Genomic DNA, 18,000 nt, shown 5'->3' with positions numbered 1-18,000 from the left:
CCCCGGCTGGAGAAGAAGACGATCAGCCTTTGCCGACGGTCTTTTCTTTCTTCTCGGCAATTTCCTTGCAGTCGAAGCACAGGTCGGCGGTAGGACGGGCTTCCAGACGGCGCAGGCCGATCTCGATGCCGCAGGAATCGCACCAGCCGTATTCTTCGTCCTGAATCTTCTGCAGGGTCTTGTCGATTTTCTTGATCAGCTTGCGCTCGCGGTCGCGGTTACGCAGCTCGAGGGCGAATTCTTCTTCCTGACTGGCACGGTCGGCCGGGTCGGGGAAGTTCGCCGCTTCGTCTTTCATGTGGTCCACGGTGCGGTCCACGCTCTGCATGAGCTCGCCTTTCCAGGCATTGAGAAGCTTGGTGAAGTGCTTCTTCATGGGCTCACCCATGTATTCTTCGCCCTTGGTCTCTTGATAGGGCTCGACACCGTACATGGTTTGACCGGTTTTTTGCTTTTCTACGGTGGACATGAATAGACCGCCTCTCACTCATCTGATCCTATGCGCAGGATGCTCCATCTCCGGCGACCGCCGGCCCTGCGACTGCGAGCCGCCGAACTTACCAGATAGATCGGGGGTGCGCTAGCCCGCCCGATCCTGCTTACTGACACCGGCGCAAACCGTACGTTCGATTGCATGCAAGGGTAGAATCCAAAGTTTAGACCCGATTGAGAGAAGGACATGGCCCAACCCTACAGTGCGCGCAGCCGCGCCATCGAACCCTTCCATGTCATGGCGCTGCTGGCGCGTGCCAATGAGCTGCAGGCAGCCGGGCATGACGTGATCCACCTCGAGATCGGCGAGCCGGACTTCACCACGGCAGCGCCCATCGTCGCCGCAGGGCAGGCCGCCCTTGCCGAAGGCCACACCCGGTACACAGCTGCCCGCGGGCTGCCTGCACTGCGCCAGGCAATCGCCGGTTTCTATGGCCAGCGCTATGGTCTTGACGTCGACCCGGAGCGCATCCTGATTACGCCAGGTGGCTCCGGTGCGCTGCTGCTGGCCAGCAGCCTGCTGGTCGATCCCGGCAAACATTGGCTGCTGGCCGACCCGGGCTACCCGTGCAATCGCCACTTTCTGCGCCTGGTCGAGGGTGGGGCGCAGTTGGTGCCGGTAGGGCCTGAGGTGAACTATCAGCTCGATGCAGGGCTGGTGCACACACACTGGAACGCCGATACGGTCGGCGCTCTGGTGGCTTCACCTGCCAACCCGACGGGGACTGTACTGGGGCGTGATGAGCTGGCCAGCCTTGCCCAGGCCACGCGCGCCCGCGCCGGTCATCTGGTTGTGGACGAGATCTACCACGGCCTGACCTATGGCATGGACGCGCCCAGCGTGCTCGAAGTCGACGATTCGGCCTTTGTGCTAAATAGCTTTTCCAAATATTTCGGCATGACCGGCTGGCGCCTGGGTTGGCTGGTGGCACCCGAAGATGCCGTGGCTGACCTTGAGAAACTGGCGCAAAACCTCTACATCAGCGCACCCAGCATGGCCCAGCACGCAGCGCTGGCCTGCTTCCAGCCAGAGGCGCTCGCTATCTTCGAGGCGCGTCGTGCGGAATTTGCCAAACGCCGTGACTACCTGCTGCCAGCCCTGCGCAGTCTGGGCTTCAAAATCGCCGTGGAGCCCCAGGGCGCGTTTTACCTGTATGCCGATATCAGCGCCTTCGGGGGGGATGCCTTCGCGTTCTGTCGACATTTCCTGGAAACCGAACACGTGGCGTTTACCCCGGGGCTGGACTTCGGTCGCCACCTGGCCGGCCATCATGTACGTTTCGCCTACACCCAGAGCCTGCCGCGCCTGGAGCAAGCGGTCCAGCGTATCGCCCGTGGCCTGCAGAGCTGGCAGGGCTGATGCGTTTTTCTCCTGCCCTCGAACAAGGCCGGCTGCTGCGCCGGTACAAGCGCTTTCTGGCCGACATCGAACTGCCCACTGGCGAGCAACTGACGATTCATTGCCCCAACACCGGCTCCATGCTCAATTGCATGCACGAGGGTGGCTTGGTGTGGTTCAGTCGCTCCAGCGACCCGAAACGCAAACTGCCAGGCACCTGGGAAATCAGCGAAACCCCGCAAGGTAGGCTGGCCTGCGTCAACACCGGCCGCGCCAACGCGTTGGTGGAGGAGGCGTTGCGTGCAGGGATCATCACCGAATTGGCAGGCTTCACCGCACTCAAGCGAGAAGTGGCCTACGGTGAAGAAGGCAGTCGGATCGATTTTCGTCTGGAATTCGACGGTGCACCGGCTTATGTGGAAGTCAAAAGCGTGACCCTGGGTTACGCCGACAGCACCACGGCAGCGTTTCCGGACGCCGTCACCCAGCGCGGTGCCAAGCACCTGCGCGAGCTGGCCAAGCTGGCGCGCCAGGGCATACGGGCGGTTCAGCTGTATTGCGTGAACCTGACGGGTATCGAGGCCGTGCGACCGGCCGACGACATCGATATGACCTATGCCCAGGCCCTGAAGGCTGCGGCGGCCGAGGGGGTCGAAGTGCTGGCCTATGGGACCCGGCTGGATGCCGAGGGCATCGTCATCGATCGACGGCTGCCGGTGATCCTTACGCCTTGAGCCAGATGCCCTGGCTGTCTTCGAGGCAGTCCAGGGCCTGCAACGCTTCGCCTTCGCACGGTCCGGACACGCATTCGCCCGTTTCGATCAGAAACAGGGCGCCGTGGTGGCTACAGTGAATAAGGCTGTTGCTGTCGTCCAGAAAACGTTCCTGCGGCCCGTTCAATGCAATGCCACGGTGCGGGCAGCGGTTGCGGTAGAGATAAACGCTACCTTGGCGGCGAACGCCCAGCAGCAGAACGCCGTCTACCTCGAACGGGCGGCTCTGGCCTTCGGGCAAGCCGTGGGAGGGGCAAAGAAAGTGCATGGCAGGCCTGACTCTGGTTGCGGTGATCGACTTGACGCGTCAATGCGAACAATTATCAAATGGCTGTCATTCGCTGCGCCTGGCTTTGCATGGTGCGCAGTTCTGCCGCCCGCTACAAGGTGTGGGGGCCAAACCGATGAAGGAAATCCAATGATGCGTCGCCTTGCCGCCGTGCTTGTTCTCGCCGCCAGCCCACTGCTCTGCGCCAAGGCCCTGGCAGCCGAACAGCCAAGCCGTTGGGTCAGTGCGGGCGGCGCCTTGAGCGAGTGGGTGGTGGCGTTGGGCGCTGAGCCGCGGCTGGTCGGCGTCGATACCACCAGCCAACATCCATCCTCCTTGAAGGCACTGCCGAGCATTGGTTATCAGCGTCAGTTGTCCGCAGAGGGCATTCTGAGCCTGCGCCCGGATAGGTTGATAGGTACGGATGAAATGGGCCCAGCGCCGGTGCTGGCGCAGATCACCAGGGCCGGCGTGCCCGTCGAGGTGTTCTCCAGCCAGCCCGATATCGATGCCGTCGGACAGAACCTCAAGCGCCTGGGCGAGCTGCTGGGGGCCCAGGCACAGGCTGCACGTGCGACCGCAGACTTTCGCCATCAGCTCGACCAGCTGCACGACAAAGTACGCCAGGCACAAGCCGGGCAGCCCGCGCCCGGGGTGGTATTGCTGGTGGGTCATGCAGGTGCCAGGCCGCTGCTGGCAGGCGCCGGCACGGCAGGGGACTGGGTCTTGAAGCAGGCCGGGGGACGTAACCTTGCAACCCATCAGGGCTACAAGGACTTTTCCAGCGAGGCGCTCGCGGCGTTGGACCCGGATGTCATCGTGTTCTCGGACCGCGTGCTCGCCGATCAAGCCGCCTTGCAGGCGCTGTTGAAAGAAAACCCATCCCTGGCCGCCTCGCGTGCAGTGCGCGATCAGCGCCTGGTTCAGCTCGACCCGACTCTGCTGGTCGGAGGGCTGGGGCCGCGCTTGCCCGCCAGCCTTCAGGTGCTGGCGGCAGCGTTCTATCCTTCGGCCAACATCCGCTTCGCGCCATGAGGCCACGGGTTCGACCGCGCACGTTGTTCATCTGGCTGGGCTTGGCATGCATGCTCGCCATCCTGCTTTCGTTGTCGTTGGGGCCCGTAAGCCTGCCGTTGACCGATACGCTGCAGGCCAGCTTGCGGCTTGTGGGTGTGCCGCTTTCAGCGGAGGGTTTGCAGCAGGCGCAGATGATCATTGGCCAGATCCGCCTACCGCGCACGCTGCTGGGGCTGGCTGTAGGCGCAGTGCTGGCCTTGTCCGGGGTGGCCATGCAGGGGTTGTTTCGCAACCCACTGGCAGACCCTGGGCTGGTGGGCGTGGCGGCCGGAGCGGCGGTTGGGGCGGCAGTCGCGATCGTTGGGGCTCGGTGGCTGGGTAACGTCCCCGAGGGTTTGTCACCGTATTTGTTGTCCCTGTGTGCGTTTCTCGGCGGACTGGGGGTGACCGCGCTGGTCTACCGGCTGGGCAGGCGCGACGGGCAGACCAATGTGGCTACCATGCTGCTGGCCGGGGTCGCCATGACCGCACTGGGCGGCGCGACCGTGGGGCTTTTCAGCTACCTGGCCGATGACGCCACCCTGCGCACCCTGACGTTCTGGAACCTGGGCAGCCTCAATGGCGCCAGTTACGCGCGGATCTGGCCTCTGCTGCTGGTCGCGACGGGCATCTCGCTCTGGCTGCCTCGCCGGGCGAGGGCGCTCAATGTGTTGATGCTGGGGGAGTCCGAAGCCCGGCATCTGGGTATCGACGTCGAGCGCTTGAAGCGGGAGTTGGTGTTCTGCACGGCATTGGGTGTCGGGGCGGCAGTGGCTGCAGCCGGCTTGATCGGTTTCATTGGCCTGGTGGTCCCGCACCTGGTGCGACTGCTGGCCGGCCCTGACCATCGGGTGGTATTGCCTGCCTCGTTGTTGGCAGGGGGGGCTTTGATGCTGATGGCCGATCTGGTTGCGCGGCTGCTGTTGGCGCCTGCCGAGCTTCCCATCGGTATCGTCACTGCCTTCATTGGCGCACCGTTTTTCCTGTACCTGCTGATCCGAGGACGCGCGTGATGCTGCAAGCCGAAGGCCTCTACCTGCGCCGTGGTAAACAGGACGTTCTGCGGGGTATCGATCTGCAGCTGACGCCTGGGCAGATCGTCGGTGTATTGGGCCCTAACGGTGCGGGCAAGAGCAGCCTGCTGGGGGCGCTCAGTGGCGAACTCGTGCCTGCGCAGGGGCGGGTGACGCTGCAAGGGCGAGCGCTGTCGGACTGGGCCGGCCCCGAGCGCGCGCAACGGTTGGCAGTGTTGCCGCAGGTGGCCAGCCTAGGCTTTGCCTTCCAGGTGCAGGACGTCGTGGGCATGGGGCGCATGCCACACGCCACCGGCCGCCAGCGTGACGCGCAGATTGTGGAGGCGGCCTTGCAGGCGGCAGACGCAACCCACCTCGCGCAGCGCAGTTATTTGGCGTTGTCGGGTGGCGAGCGCCAGCGGGTGCACCTGGCACGGGTGATGGCGCAGTTGTGGCCGGGGGAAGAGGGCGTGACGTTGTTGCTCGACGAGCCGACCTCCATGCTCGACCCGCTGCACCAACACACGACCCTGGAGGCGGTGCGTCATTTCGCGGACCGTGGCGCTGGCGTTTTGCTCATTCTGCATGACCTTAATCTTGCAGCACGGTACTGCGACCGGATCCTGTTACTGGAACAGGGACGCAGTTACGCCCTGGACAGCCCTGCCAGTGTGCTCACCCCAAAGGCGCTGAAGGCCGTCTTCGGAATCGACGTCATCGTGCAGGCGCATCCTGAGCGGGGGCATCCATTGGTCATCGCCCGCTGAAATAGCAGCAGGGTGTGTTCTTGAAGTCGATCGGACATTCGACCTGAACAGCCAGGCAAAAAAAGACCCGGCAAATTGCCGGGTCAATAACCGTGATTAGCCTGATGAGGAGATAATCTGAGAGTCCGAACCAAGGGCTCTGAGGTTATCCAACCAGTCTCGCGACCAGTTGTGATAATCATAACGATTCTCATTCGTGGGTCAATAGCTTATTGCACTTTATTTTTCGCCTCGCGCTGAGTCGCGGATTCCAACTGTTCGAGCAGTGCCGCCTTGCGCGCATGCGGCAGTGCTCTCCAGTTCACATCCAGCAGGGCGCCCTCGATGGCGAACAGCAGGACATTGGTAGCGCGAAAGCCGCGAGCCTTCACCGCCAGGTAGGCCTGGACTGCGCCAAGCCGCCGCAAATCCGACGAGCTTTGCACCCCGGCAGCCTTCAGCCACTGGACTGAAGTCTTGCCAAGGTTTTTCAGGCAGTAAAGATCCTCGCTCATCACGCCTCCTTGCGATGGTTGAGGAAAGAGCGGATGCCGCTAGAGGAAGTGTAGCGGGGCAGGACACGTGCGCGGCCTTTTAACAAGGCCGCATGTCGAAGGCGCGTTGCTTGAAATGGCGTCTTGCCGTGTCAGGCATCAGAGCCCGGGCAAGCGCTGACGGATTTGCTCGATGACATGGTCCATGCTGCTGCTCGCCTGGGTGTCTACCGGCGTGCTCAACGCGACTTCCTCGGCAGCCAACGGCTCACGGCTTGCCTGCTGGGCCTGGACGACTTCCAGGGTGGCGTCCGACGGGTCCTGGCTTTGCGTCTGGCGTTGCTGCAACCAGCTGCTGATCACGGCATCCGGGGCATGGCAATCGAGGATCAGGAACGGTACGCCAGTCTGGCTCGCGACGTCGGCGGCAGCCTGGCGCTGTGCATGCTTGAGGTAGGTGGCGTCGAGCACCACCGGCAAGCCTGCCCGCAGCACGGTAGCCGCAATCTGATGAAGGCGCTGGTAAGTGGCTGCACTGGCCTCTTGGTCGTAGATACCTGCGCTCAACTGGCCTGTCGCATCTTGCGCCTGCTCGCCGAACAGACGTTTGCGTTCCACGTCCGAACGCACGCGCACGGCGCCTAGCGCTTCGACCAGGCGCATGGCTACGTGGCTTTTGCCGACAGCCGAAACCCCATGGGTAATGGCCAGCAGGCGTGAAGGGATGGCGCTGTAGCTTTCTGCGAGATTGGCGTAGTTGCGGTAGGTGCGCAGGGTCGTGGCCTTCTGTACGCCATCGGCGTCGGCAGGCATGCTGAACAGCGCGACCTTGGCCCGTACCAGTGCGCGGTAGGCCTTGTAGAAGTTGAGCAATTCCAGCCCTTCATAGTCCCCGGTCAGTTCCAGGTACTGGCTGATGAAACGCCGGGCCAGGCACTTGAGCCCACGGTCCTCCAGGTCCATGGCCAGGAAGGCGGTGTCGGCATAGACGTCGGTCAGGCGGAAGGGCTCATTGAACTCGATGCAATCGAAGATCACCACCTGGCCATCAATCAGCGTGGCATTGCCCAGGTGAATGTCACCATGGCATTCGCGAATGAAACCTTCGGCCTTGCGGCGTTCGAGCAGCCCATGCAAACGGTCGAAACTGCTGCGCGCCCAGGCTTGCAGGGCGTCGAGCTGTTGCAGGTCGGCCTTGTCGCTCAGAAACGGACGGATCTGTTCGAAGTTCTGTTCCACCGGTGCCATCACGCTTTCGGGCGTACCCAGCGGGTGCTCCACGGGCACGCGAGGCGCCTGCAGGTGGAATTCGGCGATCTGGCGGGCCATCTGGTCGACGTGGGCAGCGGTCAGCTCACCGTTGGCCTGGAGCGTGGAGAGCATCTGTCCCTGTGGGAACTGGCGCATTTTCAAGGCGAATTCGATTGCCTGGCCCTCTCCACCGATCTGCGGGGCGTCGGCGCTGCCGGTGATCGGCAGCACCTCCAGGTACAGACCGTCGGTCAGGCGCTGATTCAGGCGCAGCTCTTCGTTGCAGAAGTGCTGGCGCTGATCCAGGTGGGTGAAGTCGAGGAAGCCGAAGTTCATCGGCTTCTTGATCTTGTAGGCATACTCACCCGTGAGCAATACCCAGGAGATATGCGTCTCGATGAGGTGGAACCCATCCACGGGGTGGGGGTACAGGGCAGGGTTCTGCAACGCAGTGATGAGGGCTTGGCTCACGGGAAATCCTTCCGGGGGCAGGGAATTCGAATCGGCCATTATGGTCAATGGTGCCGTCCCTGCCTACCGCCGGGCCGCCTGCCCAGCCTCAGTAAAGTGCGTATAATCCGCCGCCATGACTCGATCTCGAAATTCCCGTACCCCTAAAAAACGCCCGACCGGCCGCTCCCGTGCCTGGCTGGGCTGGGCTTTGAAGCTCAGCCTGGTCGGCTTGGTGATCATCGCCGGCTTCGCGGTCTACCTCGATGCCGTCGTGCAGGAAAAGTTTTCCGGCAAGCGCTGGACCATCCCTGCCAAGGTGTATGCCAGGCCGCTGGAGCTGTTCACCGGCCAGAAACTGAGCAAGGACGATTTCCTCACCGAACTCGACGCGCTGGGTTATCGCCGTGAAAGTGCCGCCAACGGGCCAGGCGCGGCAGCGGTGAACGGCAACACGGTGGACCTCAATACCCGTGGCTTCCAGTTCTATGAGGGCATGGAACCTGCCCAGTTCGTGCGTGTACGGTTTTCCGGTGATTACGTGGCAGGGCTTGCGGGCGCCAATGGCAAGGCCTTGGATGTGGTCCGGCTGGAGCCGCTGATGATTGGCGGCATCTACCCCAAGAACCTCGAGGATCGCATCCTGATCAAGATCGACCAGGTGCCCAAGTACCTGCTCGAAACCCTTGTGGCCACCGAAGACCGTGATTTCTACAGTCACATGGGCGTGTCCCCCAAATCCATCGCTCGGGCCATGTGGGTCAATACCTCGTCCGGATCGATGCGCCAGGGCGGCAGTACCCTGACCCAGCAGCTGGTCAAGAACTTCTACCTCACCAGTGAGCGCAGCCTGAGCCGCAAGCTGACCGAGGCGATGATGGCGGTCTTGCTGGAACTGCATTACGACAAGCGCGAGATTCTGGAGGCCTACCTCAACGAGGTGTTCGTCGGCCAGGACGGCCAGCGTGCCGTGCATGGTTTCGGCCTGGCCAGCCAGTTCTTCTTCAGCCAGCCGTTATCCGAGCTCAAGCTGCACCAGATCGCATTGTTGGTCGGCATGGTCAAGGGCCCGTCCTACTACAACCCGCGCCGTTACCCGGAACGTGCGTTGGCCAGGCGTAACCTGGTACTGGACCTGGTCGCCGAGCAGGGCGTGGCCAGCCAGGCCGAAGTGGATGCGGCGAAGAAGATGCCCCTGGGCGTCACCAAGCGCGGCAGCTTGGCCGACAGCTCGTTCCCGGCCTTCCTGGACCTGGTCAAGCGCCAGCTGCGCCAGGACTACCGCGACGAAGACTTGACCGAAGAGGGGCTGCGAATTTTCACCAGCTTCGACCCGATCCTGCAGATGAAAGCCGAAACCTCGATGAACGAGACGTTCAAGCGCCTGGCCGGGCGCAAGGGCGCCGACGAGGTGGAATCGGCGATGGTCGTGACCAACCCTGAAACCGGCGAGGTGCAGGCCCTGATCGGCAGCCGCCAGTCGGGCTTTGCCGGCTTCAACCGCGCCATCGATGCCGTGCGCCCGATTGGTTCGCTGGTCAAGCCGGCGGTGTACCTCACGGCCCTCGAGCAGCCGAGCAAGTACACCCTGACCAGCTGGGTGCAGGACGAACCGTTCTCGGTCAAGGCTGCCAACGGACAGGTGTGGCGCCCGCAGAACTACGACAGGCGTTCGCACGGCACCATCTACCTGTACCAGGGGCTGGCGCATTCGTACAACCTCTCCACCGCCAAGCTTGGCCTGGAAGTGGGTGTGCCGAACGTGATCAAGACCATTGGACGACTGGGTGTGGACGTGGACTGGCCGGCGTTCCCATCGATGTTGCTGGGTGCAGGCGGGATGTCGCCGATGCAGGTCGCGACCATGTACCAGACCCTGGCCAACGGTGGCTTCAACACGCCGATGCGCGGTATTCGCAGCGTACTGACGGCCGAAGGCGAGCCGCTCAAGCGCTATCCGTTCCAGATCCAGCAGACATTCGACCCTGCGGCCATCTACCTGGTGCAGAACGCCATGCAGCGGGTCATGCGGGAAGGCACCGGGCGCTCGGTGTACAACACCTTGCCGCGTACCCTCACCCTGGCGGGCAAGACCGGTACCAGCAACGATTCGCGTGACAGCTGGTTCTCAGGCTTCAGCCAGGACCTGCTGGCGGTGGTCTGGATGGGCCGCGATGACAACGGTAAAACGCCCTTCACCGGCGCTACCGGCGCGCTGCAGGTGTGGACCAGCTTCATGAAAAAAGCCGACCCACTGCCGCTCGACATGCCCCAGCCCGACAACGTGGTGCAGGCCTGGATTGATCCGTACAGCGGCCAGGGGTCTGACAGCAGCTGTCCGGGCGCCGTGCAGATGCCGTATATTCGCGGGAGTGAACCGCCTGCCGGCGCGACCTGTGGCGGCGAGCAGAATCCAGCTGAATCGGTCATGGACTGGGTCAAGGGCTGGATGAATTAAGCACAGGCTGCATTGAAGAGGTGTGACGTGAACAAGTGGCTGTTTCCTGCCGTGACGGCGCTGGTGGTGCTCCAGGGGTGCTCCAGCGTGCCTCGCGGCAATATCCCGGTGGTCGACTCCAGTACCCGCGTGTCCAACAGCGAGCGCGTCACGGCCAAGCGCCAGGCCCCTGGCATCAATGCCGGCACGCCCCAGGCGCAGACCCTGCCGGAAGACTCCGGCGTTACTGTGATGATTCCCCAGGGGGCCGGGGCGTCCGGCATCCAGACGTTCCCTGCCGGCAATGGCGCGGCGCCTATCAGCACGACGCCGATCACTACCGAGCCGGTCAACACCCAACCGATCACCACCGACCCAAATCCCATTGCCGACGAGCCTTTCGATATTGCGTCGATGAACAGCGCATCGGCCCCCAAGGCCAGCAGCGCGCCAACCGGTATCCCGCGTAGCGGCGCTGGCGGCGGGTTGTCTGCTGACGAACAGCTCGATGGGCCGGTGCTGGCACTGCTGACCACCGCCCAGACGCAGCAGGGCAGCGGCGATTTCAACGGCGCTGCCTCGAGCCTGGAGCGGGCCCAGCGGATCGCGCCGCGGGAGCCGCAGGTACTCTACCGGTTGGCGCAGGTCAGGCTGTCCCAGGGCGACGCCCCGCAGGCCGAGCAGTTGGCGCGTCGTGCGCTGACCTATGCCAATGGGCGTCCGAGCCTGCAGGCCGAGTTGTGGAACACGATCGCCCAGGCGCGTGAAAAGCAAGGCGACAGTGCCGGGGCAGCGCAGGCACGGCAAAAAGCACGGGTGAGCTCGTGACGGTGCAGCCGCGGGTACTGGCTATCGCCGACCACCTGATGCTGATCGAGCGTGAGTTGCAGGTGCAAGGCTGGTGGGACGACGAGGCGCCCGAGGACGATGCACTGGAGAGCACGGTGCCCTTTGCGGTCGACACCCTGCGTTTCGAGCAGTGGCTGCAGTGGATTTTTCTGCCGCGCATGAAGATCATCATCGAGTTGGGTCACCCATTGCCCAGCGCGTCGGGGATCCTCACCATGGCTGAAACCGTGTTCGTGGACCGGCCGGAGCAGAGCCGGGAGCTGCGCCGGCTGTTGGCAGCATTCGACCAATTGATCGCCCCGACCGCCTGATTTCTTCCAATTTTCCTTCAAGGGCCGCAGATTGTGGCCCTTTTTTATGGAAATCTTAATTTTTCTGCTGCTTTAGTGATTTTTAGTGGTGCCAGGAATTCATCTTGGCTGAAAATTGGCAATAATTTTTCTTGACTTGTCGCCGCCAAATCACAAGAATCCAACTTCCGCTGTAGTGGGACTGCCAGAAGCAGACCCGCTAAGCAGATCATGAGGCGCACACCCGCGCCGACCTGTTACACCCCGCAACGCGTTACCTCGCGCTGGGTGGGAAACCCCCGCAACACTCTGGGGAGCTCCCAATACTTGCTCAGTCAGTGCTGACGTTCGCTCATGCTCTGCTTGGCAGTAAACCTATTAAGACCCGCCTGTTGGGGCGGTATTCTGGCGTTTTAGAGGTGAACAACGTGGAGCTTTTATCTGGCGCTGAGATGGTCGTCCGCTTCTTGCGTGACGAAGGCGTTAAGCACATCTACGGGTACCCTGGTGGTGCTCTCCTGCACGTTTACGACGCGCTGTTCAAGGAACCGGAAGTCGAGCACATCCTGGTTCGCCACGAACAGGCGGCGACCCACATGGCTGACGGCTACGCCCGCGCTACCGGCAAGGCCGGCGTGGTGCTGGTGACGTCCGGCCCGGGTGCGACCAATGCCATCACGGGCATTGCCACTGCCTACATGGACTCCATTCCAATGGTCATCCTGTCCGGCCAGGTGCCTAGTACCATGGTAGGTACCGATGCCTTCCAGGAAACCGACATGATCGGTATCTCCCGGCCTATCGTGAAGCACAGCTTCATGATCAAGAACCCGACCGAGATTCCGGAAATCCTGAAAAAAGCATTCTACCTGGCGCAATCCGGTCGCCCAGGCCCGGTGGTGGTCGATATCCCCAAGGACATGACCAACCCGGCTGAAAAATTCGAGTACGTGTACCCCAAGAAGGTCAAGCTGCGCTCTTACAGCCCGGCCGTGCGCGGACATTCCGGGCAGATTCGCAAGGCGGCAGAAATGTTGCTGGCCGCCAAGCGCCCGATCGTCTACGCCGGCGGCGGCGTGATCCTGGGTGGTGGGTCCGAGTCCCTGACCGAGATCGCCAAGTCGCTGAACCTGCCAGTCACCAATACCCTGATGGGGTTGGGCTGCTTCCCGGGTACCGATCGCCAGTTCCTTGGCATGCTGGGTATGCATGGCAGCTTCACTGCCAACATGGCCATGCACAACGCCGATGTGATCTTCGCCGTCGGTGCGCGTTTCGACGACCGTGTGGTCAACGGCCCGGCCAAGTTCTGCCCGAACGCCAAGATCATCCATATCGACATCGACCCGGCTTCGATCTCCAAGATGATCAAGGCCGACGTACCGATCGTTGGCCCAGTGGACAGCGTGTTGTCCGAGATGATCGGCATTCTCAAGGAAATCGGCGAGCAACCTGAGAAGGCGTCGCTGGATGCCTGGTGGAAGCAAATCGATGAATGGCGTGGCAATGGCGAACTGTTCCCTTATGACAAGGGCGACGGCAATGTCATCAAGCCGCAGAAAGTCATCGAGACGCTGTGCGAAGTCACCAACGGCGATGCCTTCGTGACCTCGGACGTGGGCCAGCACCAGATGTTCGCTGCCCAGTACTACCGCTTCAACAAACCCAACCGCTGGATCAACTCCGGTGGCCTGGGCACGATGGGCTTCGGCTTCCCGGCAGCGATGGGCATCAAGCTCAATTTCCCGGATCAGGACGTTGCCTGTGTAACCGGCGAAGGCAGCATCCAGATGAACATCCAGGAGCTGTCGACCTGCATGCAGTACGGCCTGCCGGTCAAGATCGTCAACATGAACAACGGTGTGCTGGGCATGGTTCGCCAGTGGCAGGACATGGCCTACAACGGTCGTCACTCGCACTCTTATGTCGAGTCGCTGCCTGACTTCATCAAGCTGGCCGAGGCCTATGGCCATGTGGGCATCCGCATCACCAGCCTGAAGGACCTCAAGCCCAAGCTTGAAGAGGCCTTCGCGATGAAGGATCGCCTGGTGTTCATCGACATCGCGGTTGACCGCAGCGAGCATGTCTATCCGATGCAGATCAAGGACGGCTCGATGCGTGACATGTGGCTGAGCAAGACGGAGCGTACCTGATATGCGGCACATCATTTCCCTGCTGCTGGAAAACGAACCGGGTGCCTTGTCCCGTGTGGTCGGCCTGTTCTCCCAGCGCAACTACAACATTGAAAGCCTGACCGTGGCGCCGACCGAAGACCCGACCCTGTCGCGTCTGACGTTGACCACCGTTGGCCATGACGAAGTGATCGAACAGATCACCAAGAACCTGAACAAGCTGGTCGAAGTGGTCAAGCTTGTCGACCTGTCGGAAAGCGCTCATATCGAACGCGAGCTGATGCTGGTCAAGGTCAAGGCCACCGGTGCCCAGCGTGCCGAGATCAAGCGCACCACGGATATCTTCCGTGGCCAGATCGTCGATGTGACTGCCAGCGTGTACACCGTGCAACTGAGCGGCACCAGCGACAAGCTGGACAGCTTCATCCAGGCCATCGGCACTGCATCGATTCTCGAAACCGTGCGCAGCGGCGTTACCGGCATTGCCCGTGGCGACAAAGTGCTCAGCATCTGAATTCAACAATAAATTAGCGATGGCTCCATTGGGGCCGGGATATAACCAGGGGTATTTCATGAAAGTTTTCTACGATAAAGACTGCGACCTTTCCATCATCCAGGGTAAGAAAGTCGCCATCATCGGCTACGGCTCCCAGGGCCACGCTCAGGCGTGCAACCTGAAAGACTCCGGTGTGGACGTCACTATCGGTCTGCGTAAAGGTTCGGCCACCGTTGCCAAGGCAGAAGCCCACGGCCTGAAAGTGACCGACGTAGCTTCGGCAGTCGCCGCTGCCGACCTGGTCATGATCCTGACCCCGGACGAATTCCAGGGCCAGCTGTACAAGCAGGAAATCGAACCGAACATCAAGAAGGGCGCTACCCTGGCGTTCTCCCATGGCTTCGCGATCCACTACAACCAGGTGGTTCCACGTGCCGACCTCGACGTGATCATGATCGCGCCGAAAGCCCCGGGTCATACCGTGCGCTCCGAGTTCGTCAAAGGCGGCGGTATCCCTGACCTGATCGCCATCTACCAGGATGCTTCGGGCAATGCCAAGAACGTCGCCTTGTCCTACGCTTCGGGTGTAGGCGGTGGCCGTACCGGCATCATCGAAACCACCTTCAAGGACGAGACCGAAACCGACCTGTTCGGCGAGCAGGCCGTGCTGTGTGGCGGTACCGTCGAACTGGTCAAGGCTGGTTTCGAGACCCTGGTCGAAGCCGGCTATGCCCCGGAAATGGCCTACTTCGAGTGCTTGCACGAGCTGAAGCTGATCGTTGACCTCATGTACGAAGGCGGTATCGCCAACATGAACTACTCGATCTCCAACAACGCCGAATACGGCGAGTACGTGACCGGTCCGGAAGTCATCAACGAAGAATCCCGTAAAGCCATGCGCAATGCACTCAAGCGCATCCAGGACGGCGAGTACGCGAAGATGTTCATCTCCGAAGGCGCTACCAACTACCCATCGATGACCGCCAAGCGCCGTAACAACGCCGCGCACGGCATCGAAGTCATCGGCGAGAAGCTGCGTTCGATGATGCCGTGGATCTCGGCCAACAAGATCGTCGACAAGACCAAGAACTAAGGTTTATCGAACGATGAAAAACGCGGCTTAGGCCGCGTTTTTTCGTTCTGGCAGCCAGCTTCTGGTATAAAGCAGACCAGTGGCCCGCCGTCAGAACCTGTTTAGCGGGCCCGTGTCGAACTTTTTCCATCCTGTTGCAAGGTACCCTCCATGAGCGAACGTCCCGAAGAGCCGAACAAGCCCTCCGACGCCGAAAGCCTGCTACCTGTCGATGAGCACATTGAAGAGGGGCATGACGACGAAGGGCGCAAGGTGCGTCATCGCGGCATTTATCTGCTGCCCAACCTGTTCACCACCGCGAACCTGTTCGCCGGTTTCTATTCCATCATCAGTTCGATGAACGCACAGAGCGCCCTGAGCGCTGGCGACCCGCGCGAAGCGAGCAAGTATTTTGCCTTTGCTGCCATCGCCATTTTCGTGGCCATGGTGCTCGATGGCCTCGATGGCCGGGTAGCGCGCATGACCAATACCCAGAGCGCCTTCGGCGCCGAGTACGATTCGCTGTCGGACATGGTCGCCTTCGGCGTGGCCCCCGCGCTGCTGGCCTTTGGCTGGGCGCTGGGTGACATGGGCAAGGTCGGCTGGATGGTGGCCTTCATTTATGTGGCCGGTGCTGCGCTTCGCCTGGCGCGTTTCAATACACAGGTGGGCACCGCCGACAAACGCTACTTCATCGGCCTGGCCAGCCCGGCTGCAGCCGGCGTGGTGGCCGGTACGGTATGGGCGTTCAGCGACTATGGCATCCAGGGCTCGAAGCTCTCGTTCCTGGTGGCGCTGTTGGTGGCGGCTGCGGGCATGCTGATGGTCAGCAACATCAAGTACAACAGCTTCAAGGAACTTGACCTCAAGGGGCGCGTGCCTTTCGTGGCGATCCTTGCCGTGGTGCTGGTATTCGCAGTGGTCTTCAGCGATCCACCGCGCATTCTGCTGCTGGCTTTCCTGGCTTATGCGGCTTCCGGCCCTATCCAGTTCCTGCTGCGCTCGCGTCGACGCAAAGGGTGACAATCCTTTAATTGTGGAATAACCCTCCGGCTCCATAGTCTTACTGGTACATCCGTTATCCAGTGCTGTGGAGCCGCTCATGCTTATCAAGCTTCCCAGGTCTTCCGACTGCAAAGCGTCGGAGATCACCCCTGAAGGCCTCTATCTCTCACGCCGCACCCTGATGGGCGGCTCGCTCGCGGGTCTGGCACTGGGTACGTTGCCGGGCAACGTTCTGGCCGGCGAGCCGTCTCGCTACCCTGACGTACAGGCTGGCAAGGCGCCTGCCTGGTTTGCCGAAAAGCTGCCCGGTACCCGATGGCAGGCGGTGACGGCCCAAAACGAAGCCGTGACCCCCTTCAAGGATGCCACCCACTACAACAACTTCTATGAGTTCGGGCCCGACAAGGGCGACCCGGCAGCCAACGCAGGCAGCCTCAAGACCGAACCTTGGAGCGTTGTCATCGATGGGGAAGTGGGTAAACCCGGTCGCTATGCACTGGAGGACTTCGTCAAACCCTACCAACTCGAGGAGCGTGTCTATCGACTTCGCTGCGTGGAAGCGTGGTCGATGGTCATTCCGTGGCTGGGCTTCCCATTGGCGCACATGCTCAAGCAGGTCGAGCCCACCTCCAAGGCCCGTTACGTCCGTTTCGAAACCCTTGAGGATCCCAAGAGCATGCCTGGCCAGCGTTCTGGCTTTGCATTGATCGATTGGCCTTATGAAGAGGGGCTGCGCCTGGACGAGGCGATGCATCCGCTGGCCATCCTGGCAGTCGGTATGTATGGCCGGGAGCTGCCGAACCAGAACGGGGCCCCGCTCAGGTTGGTCGTGCCCTGGAAGTATGGCTTCAAAAGCATCAAGTCGATCGTGCGCATCAGCCTTGTTGCAGAGCAACCGAAAACCACTTGGCAGGGGTTGGCTCCGGATGAGTATGGCTTCTATGCCAACGTGAACCCGACCGTCGAACACCCGCGCTGGAGCCAGGCTCGTGAACGCAGGTTGCCTAGCGGGCTGTTCAGTCCCAACGTGCGAGAGACACAGATGTTCAACGGCTATGCCGATGAGGTGGCGTCACTGTATGACGGGCTCGACCTGCGGAAGAACTACTGATGCGATATCCTTGGTTTCGTCTGGGTATATTCATGGCAGGCTGCTTATTTCCGGCCTGGTGGCTGTATGAGGCATCGGCCAGCCTGTTGGGCCCTGATCCGGGCAAGGTGTTGATGGACCGGTTGGGGTTGGGTGCCTTGGTGTTTCTGTTAATCAGCCTGTGCATGACGCCATTGCAGCGGGTTACCGGTTGGCCGGGCTGGATCGTGGTGCGACGTCAGCTCGGGCTGTGGGTGTTTGCCTACATCGTGTTGCATGTGCTGGCGTACCTGTTCTTCATCCTGGGGTTGGACTGGGGACAGTTGACGGTAGAACTGCGCAAACGACCGTACATCATCGTGGGTGCCCTTGGTTTGCTGGGTTTGCTGATATTGGCGGTCACGTCCAATCGCTACAGCCAGCGCCGCCTGGGCGCGCGGTGGAAGAAGCTGCACAGGCTGGCCTACGCAGTACTGGGCCTGGGGCTGCTGCATTTTCTGTGGATCGTGCGATCTGACCTGCGGGAGTGGGCTGTCTATGCCTTTATTGGGGTGTTGTTGATGGTGCTGAGGATACCGGCTGTTGCCCGTACGCTTGCGCGCGTGAACCGCAGCAAGGGGAGGGCGGCTCGAGGTGGCCTTGGAAGGTGACAGGCACTTATCTCACGATTTATGAAATTAAAGGTTGACGCGGTTTCGAATCCCCTTATAATGCGCCCCACTTCCAGCGACATCGGAACGCGAAACT

At 61.6% G+C, this 18,000-nt stretch carries 19 protein-coding genes; 15 read left to right on the top strand and 4 right to left on the bottom strand.

What is annotated here, in order from left to right:
- Window positions 1–22 precede the first annotated feature (22 nt).
- Window positions 23–469, bottom strand: coding sequence for an RNA polymerase-binding protein DksA (dksA, locus tag FS767_RS15075; RefSeq protein WP_023533176.1), 447 nt, complete (start codon window positions 467–469; stop codon window positions 23–25).
- Between the two features lie 210 nt (window positions 470–679).
- On the opposite strand from dksA, the gene FS767_RS15070 reads away from it, so the two are divergent.
- Together FS767_RS15070 and sfsA are read left to right on the top strand one after the other, a co-directional pair.
- A complete protein-coding gene (locus FS767_RS15070) occupies window positions 680–1,852 on the top strand; it encodes a pyridoxal phosphate-dependent aminotransferase (protein ID WP_144966571.1) in 1,173 nt (390 codons plus the stop codon).
- Window positions 1,852–2,565 (top strand): DNA/RNA nuclease SfsA, encoded by a 714-nt coding sequence (gene sfsA, locus FS767_RS15065; RefSeq protein ID WP_144966569.1) that lies wholly within the window; start codon window positions 1,852–1,854, stop codon window positions 2,563–2,565. The genes FS767_RS15070 and sfsA overlap by 1 nt, the downstream gene beginning before the upstream one ends.
- Here the strand turns inward: sfsA and FS767_RS15060 are convergent.
- A complete protein-coding gene (locus FS767_RS15060; RefSeq protein WP_058639181.1) occupies window positions 2,555–2,872 on the bottom strand; it encodes a Rieske 2Fe-2S domain-containing protein in 318 nt (105 codons plus the stop codon). The genes sfsA and FS767_RS15060 overlap by 11 nt on opposite strands.
- Here FS767_RS15060 and FS767_RS22875 point away from each other — a divergent pair.
- From FS767_RS22875 to FS767_RS15045, 4 genes are read left to right on the top strand one after another with little or no spacing between them, the layout of a single operon-like run.
- Entirely contained in the window at window positions 2,871–3,026 is a 156-nt protein-coding gene (locus tag FS767_RS22875; RefSeq protein ID WP_178102740.1) for a hypothetical protein, read from the top strand. The genes FS767_RS15060 and FS767_RS22875 overlap by 2 nt on opposite strands.
- Window positions 3,023–3,907 (top strand): hemin ABC transporter substrate-binding protein, encoded by an 885-nt coding sequence (locus tag FS767_RS15055; RefSeq protein ID WP_144966567.1) that lies wholly within the window; start codon window positions 3,023–3,025, stop codon window positions 3,905–3,907. Before FS767_RS22875 ends, FS767_RS15055 begins: the two co-directional genes overlap by 4 nt.
- A 50-nt stretch (window positions 3,908–3,957) precedes the next feature.
- Complete coding sequence (locus FS767_RS15050; RefSeq protein WP_178102739.1) at window positions 3,958–4,941, top strand: iron ABC transporter permease; 984 nt, start codon at window positions 3,958–3,960, stop codon at window positions 4,939–4,941.
- Entirely contained in the window at window positions 4,941–5,708 is a 768-nt protein-coding gene (locus FS767_RS15045) for a heme ABC transporter ATP-binding protein (protein ID WP_144966563.1), read from the top strand. Before FS767_RS15050 ends, FS767_RS15045 begins: the two co-directional genes overlap by 1 nt.
- A 209-nt stretch (window positions 5,709–5,917) precedes the next feature.
- On the opposite strand, the gene FS767_RS15040 is transcribed toward FS767_RS15045, so the two are convergent.
- Together FS767_RS15040 and FS767_RS15035 are read right to left on the bottom strand one after the other, a co-directional pair.
- Window positions 5,918–6,202, bottom strand: coding sequence for a TfoX/Sxy family protein (locus tag FS767_RS15040; RefSeq protein WP_144966561.1), 285 nt, complete (start codon window positions 6,200–6,202; stop codon window positions 5,918–5,920).
- Window positions 6,203–6,340: 138 nt separating this feature from the next.
- A complete protein-coding gene (locus FS767_RS15035; protein WP_144966558.1) occupies window positions 6,341–7,903 on the bottom strand; it encodes a bifunctional aminoglycoside phosphotransferase/ATP-binding protein in 1,563 nt (520 codons plus the stop codon).
- A gap of 115 nt (window positions 7,904–8,018) precedes the next feature.
- Here FS767_RS15035 and mrcB point away from each other — a divergent pair, with 115 nt between their 5' ends.
- The 9 genes from mrcB (at window position 8,019) to msrQ (ending at window position 17,903) form a co-directional block, all read left to right on the top strand.
- Entirely contained in the window at window positions 8,019–10,340 is a 2,322-nt protein-coding gene (mrcB, locus tag FS767_RS15030) for a penicillin-binding protein 1B (RefSeq protein ID WP_058604735.1), read from the top strand.
- A gap of 27 nt (window positions 10,341–10,367) precedes the next feature.
- Entirely contained in the window at window positions 10,368–11,147 is a 780-nt protein-coding gene (locus FS767_RS15025; RefSeq protein WP_144966556.1) for a tetratricopeptide repeat protein, read from the top strand.
- A gap of 2 nt (window positions 11,148–11,149) precedes the next feature.
- Window positions 11,150–11,479 (top strand): YqcC family protein, encoded by a 330-nt coding sequence (locus FS767_RS15020; protein WP_371921596.1) that lies wholly within the window; start codon window positions 11,150–11,152, stop codon window positions 11,477–11,479.
- Window positions 11,480–11,886: 407 nt separating this feature from the next.
- Entirely contained in the window at window positions 11,887–13,611 is a 1,725-nt protein-coding gene (locus tag FS767_RS15015; protein WP_023533127.1) for an acetolactate synthase 3 large subunit, read from the top strand.
- A gap of 1 nt (window position 13,612) precedes the next feature.
- Window positions 13,613–14,104, top strand: a complete 492-nt coding sequence (gene ilvN / locus FS767_RS15010; RefSeq protein ID WP_003250040.1) for an acetolactate synthase small subunit — start codon at window positions 13,613–13,615, stop codon at window positions 14,102–14,104.
- Window positions 14,105–14,162: 58 nt separating this feature from the next.
- Window positions 14,163–15,179, top strand: coding sequence for a ketol-acid reductoisomerase (gene ilvC / locus FS767_RS15005; RefSeq protein WP_058604733.1), 1,017 nt, complete (start codon window positions 14,163–14,165; stop codon window positions 15,177–15,179).
- 150 nt (window positions 15,180–15,329) lie between these two features.
- Window positions 15,330–16,181 (top strand): CDP-diacylglycerol--serine O-phosphatidyltransferase, encoded by an 852-nt coding sequence (gene pssA, locus FS767_RS15000; protein WP_023533151.1) that lies wholly within the window; start codon window positions 15,330–15,332, stop codon window positions 16,179–16,181.
- 79 nt (window positions 16,182–16,260) lie between these two features.
- Window positions 16,261–17,274 carry a protein-methionine-sulfoxide reductase catalytic subunit MsrP gene (gene msrP, locus FS767_RS14995; RefSeq protein WP_144966554.1) on the top strand — a complete coding sequence of 338 codons (1,014 nt, stop codon included), beginning with the start codon at window positions 16,261–16,263 and terminating at the stop codon, window positions 17,272–17,274.
- On the top strand, window positions 17,274–17,903 hold the full coding sequence (msrQ, locus tag FS767_RS14990) for a protein-methionine-sulfoxide reductase heme-binding subunit MsrQ (RefSeq protein ID WP_144966553.1): 630 nt from the start codon (window positions 17,274–17,276) through the stop codon (window positions 17,901–17,903). Before msrP ends, msrQ begins: the two co-directional genes overlap by 1 nt.
- Window positions 17,904–18,000: the final 97 nt, after the last annotated feature.

Source organism: Pseudomonas sp. DE0010 (genome assembly GCF_007680745.1).
Classification (GTDB): domain Bacteria; phylum Pseudomonadota; class Gammaproteobacteria; order Pseudomonadales; family Pseudomonadaceae; genus Aquipseudomonas; species Aquipseudomonas parafulva_B.
Note: the sequence above shows the minus strand (reverse complement) of the source record. Positions and strands in the feature narration are given on the sequence as shown.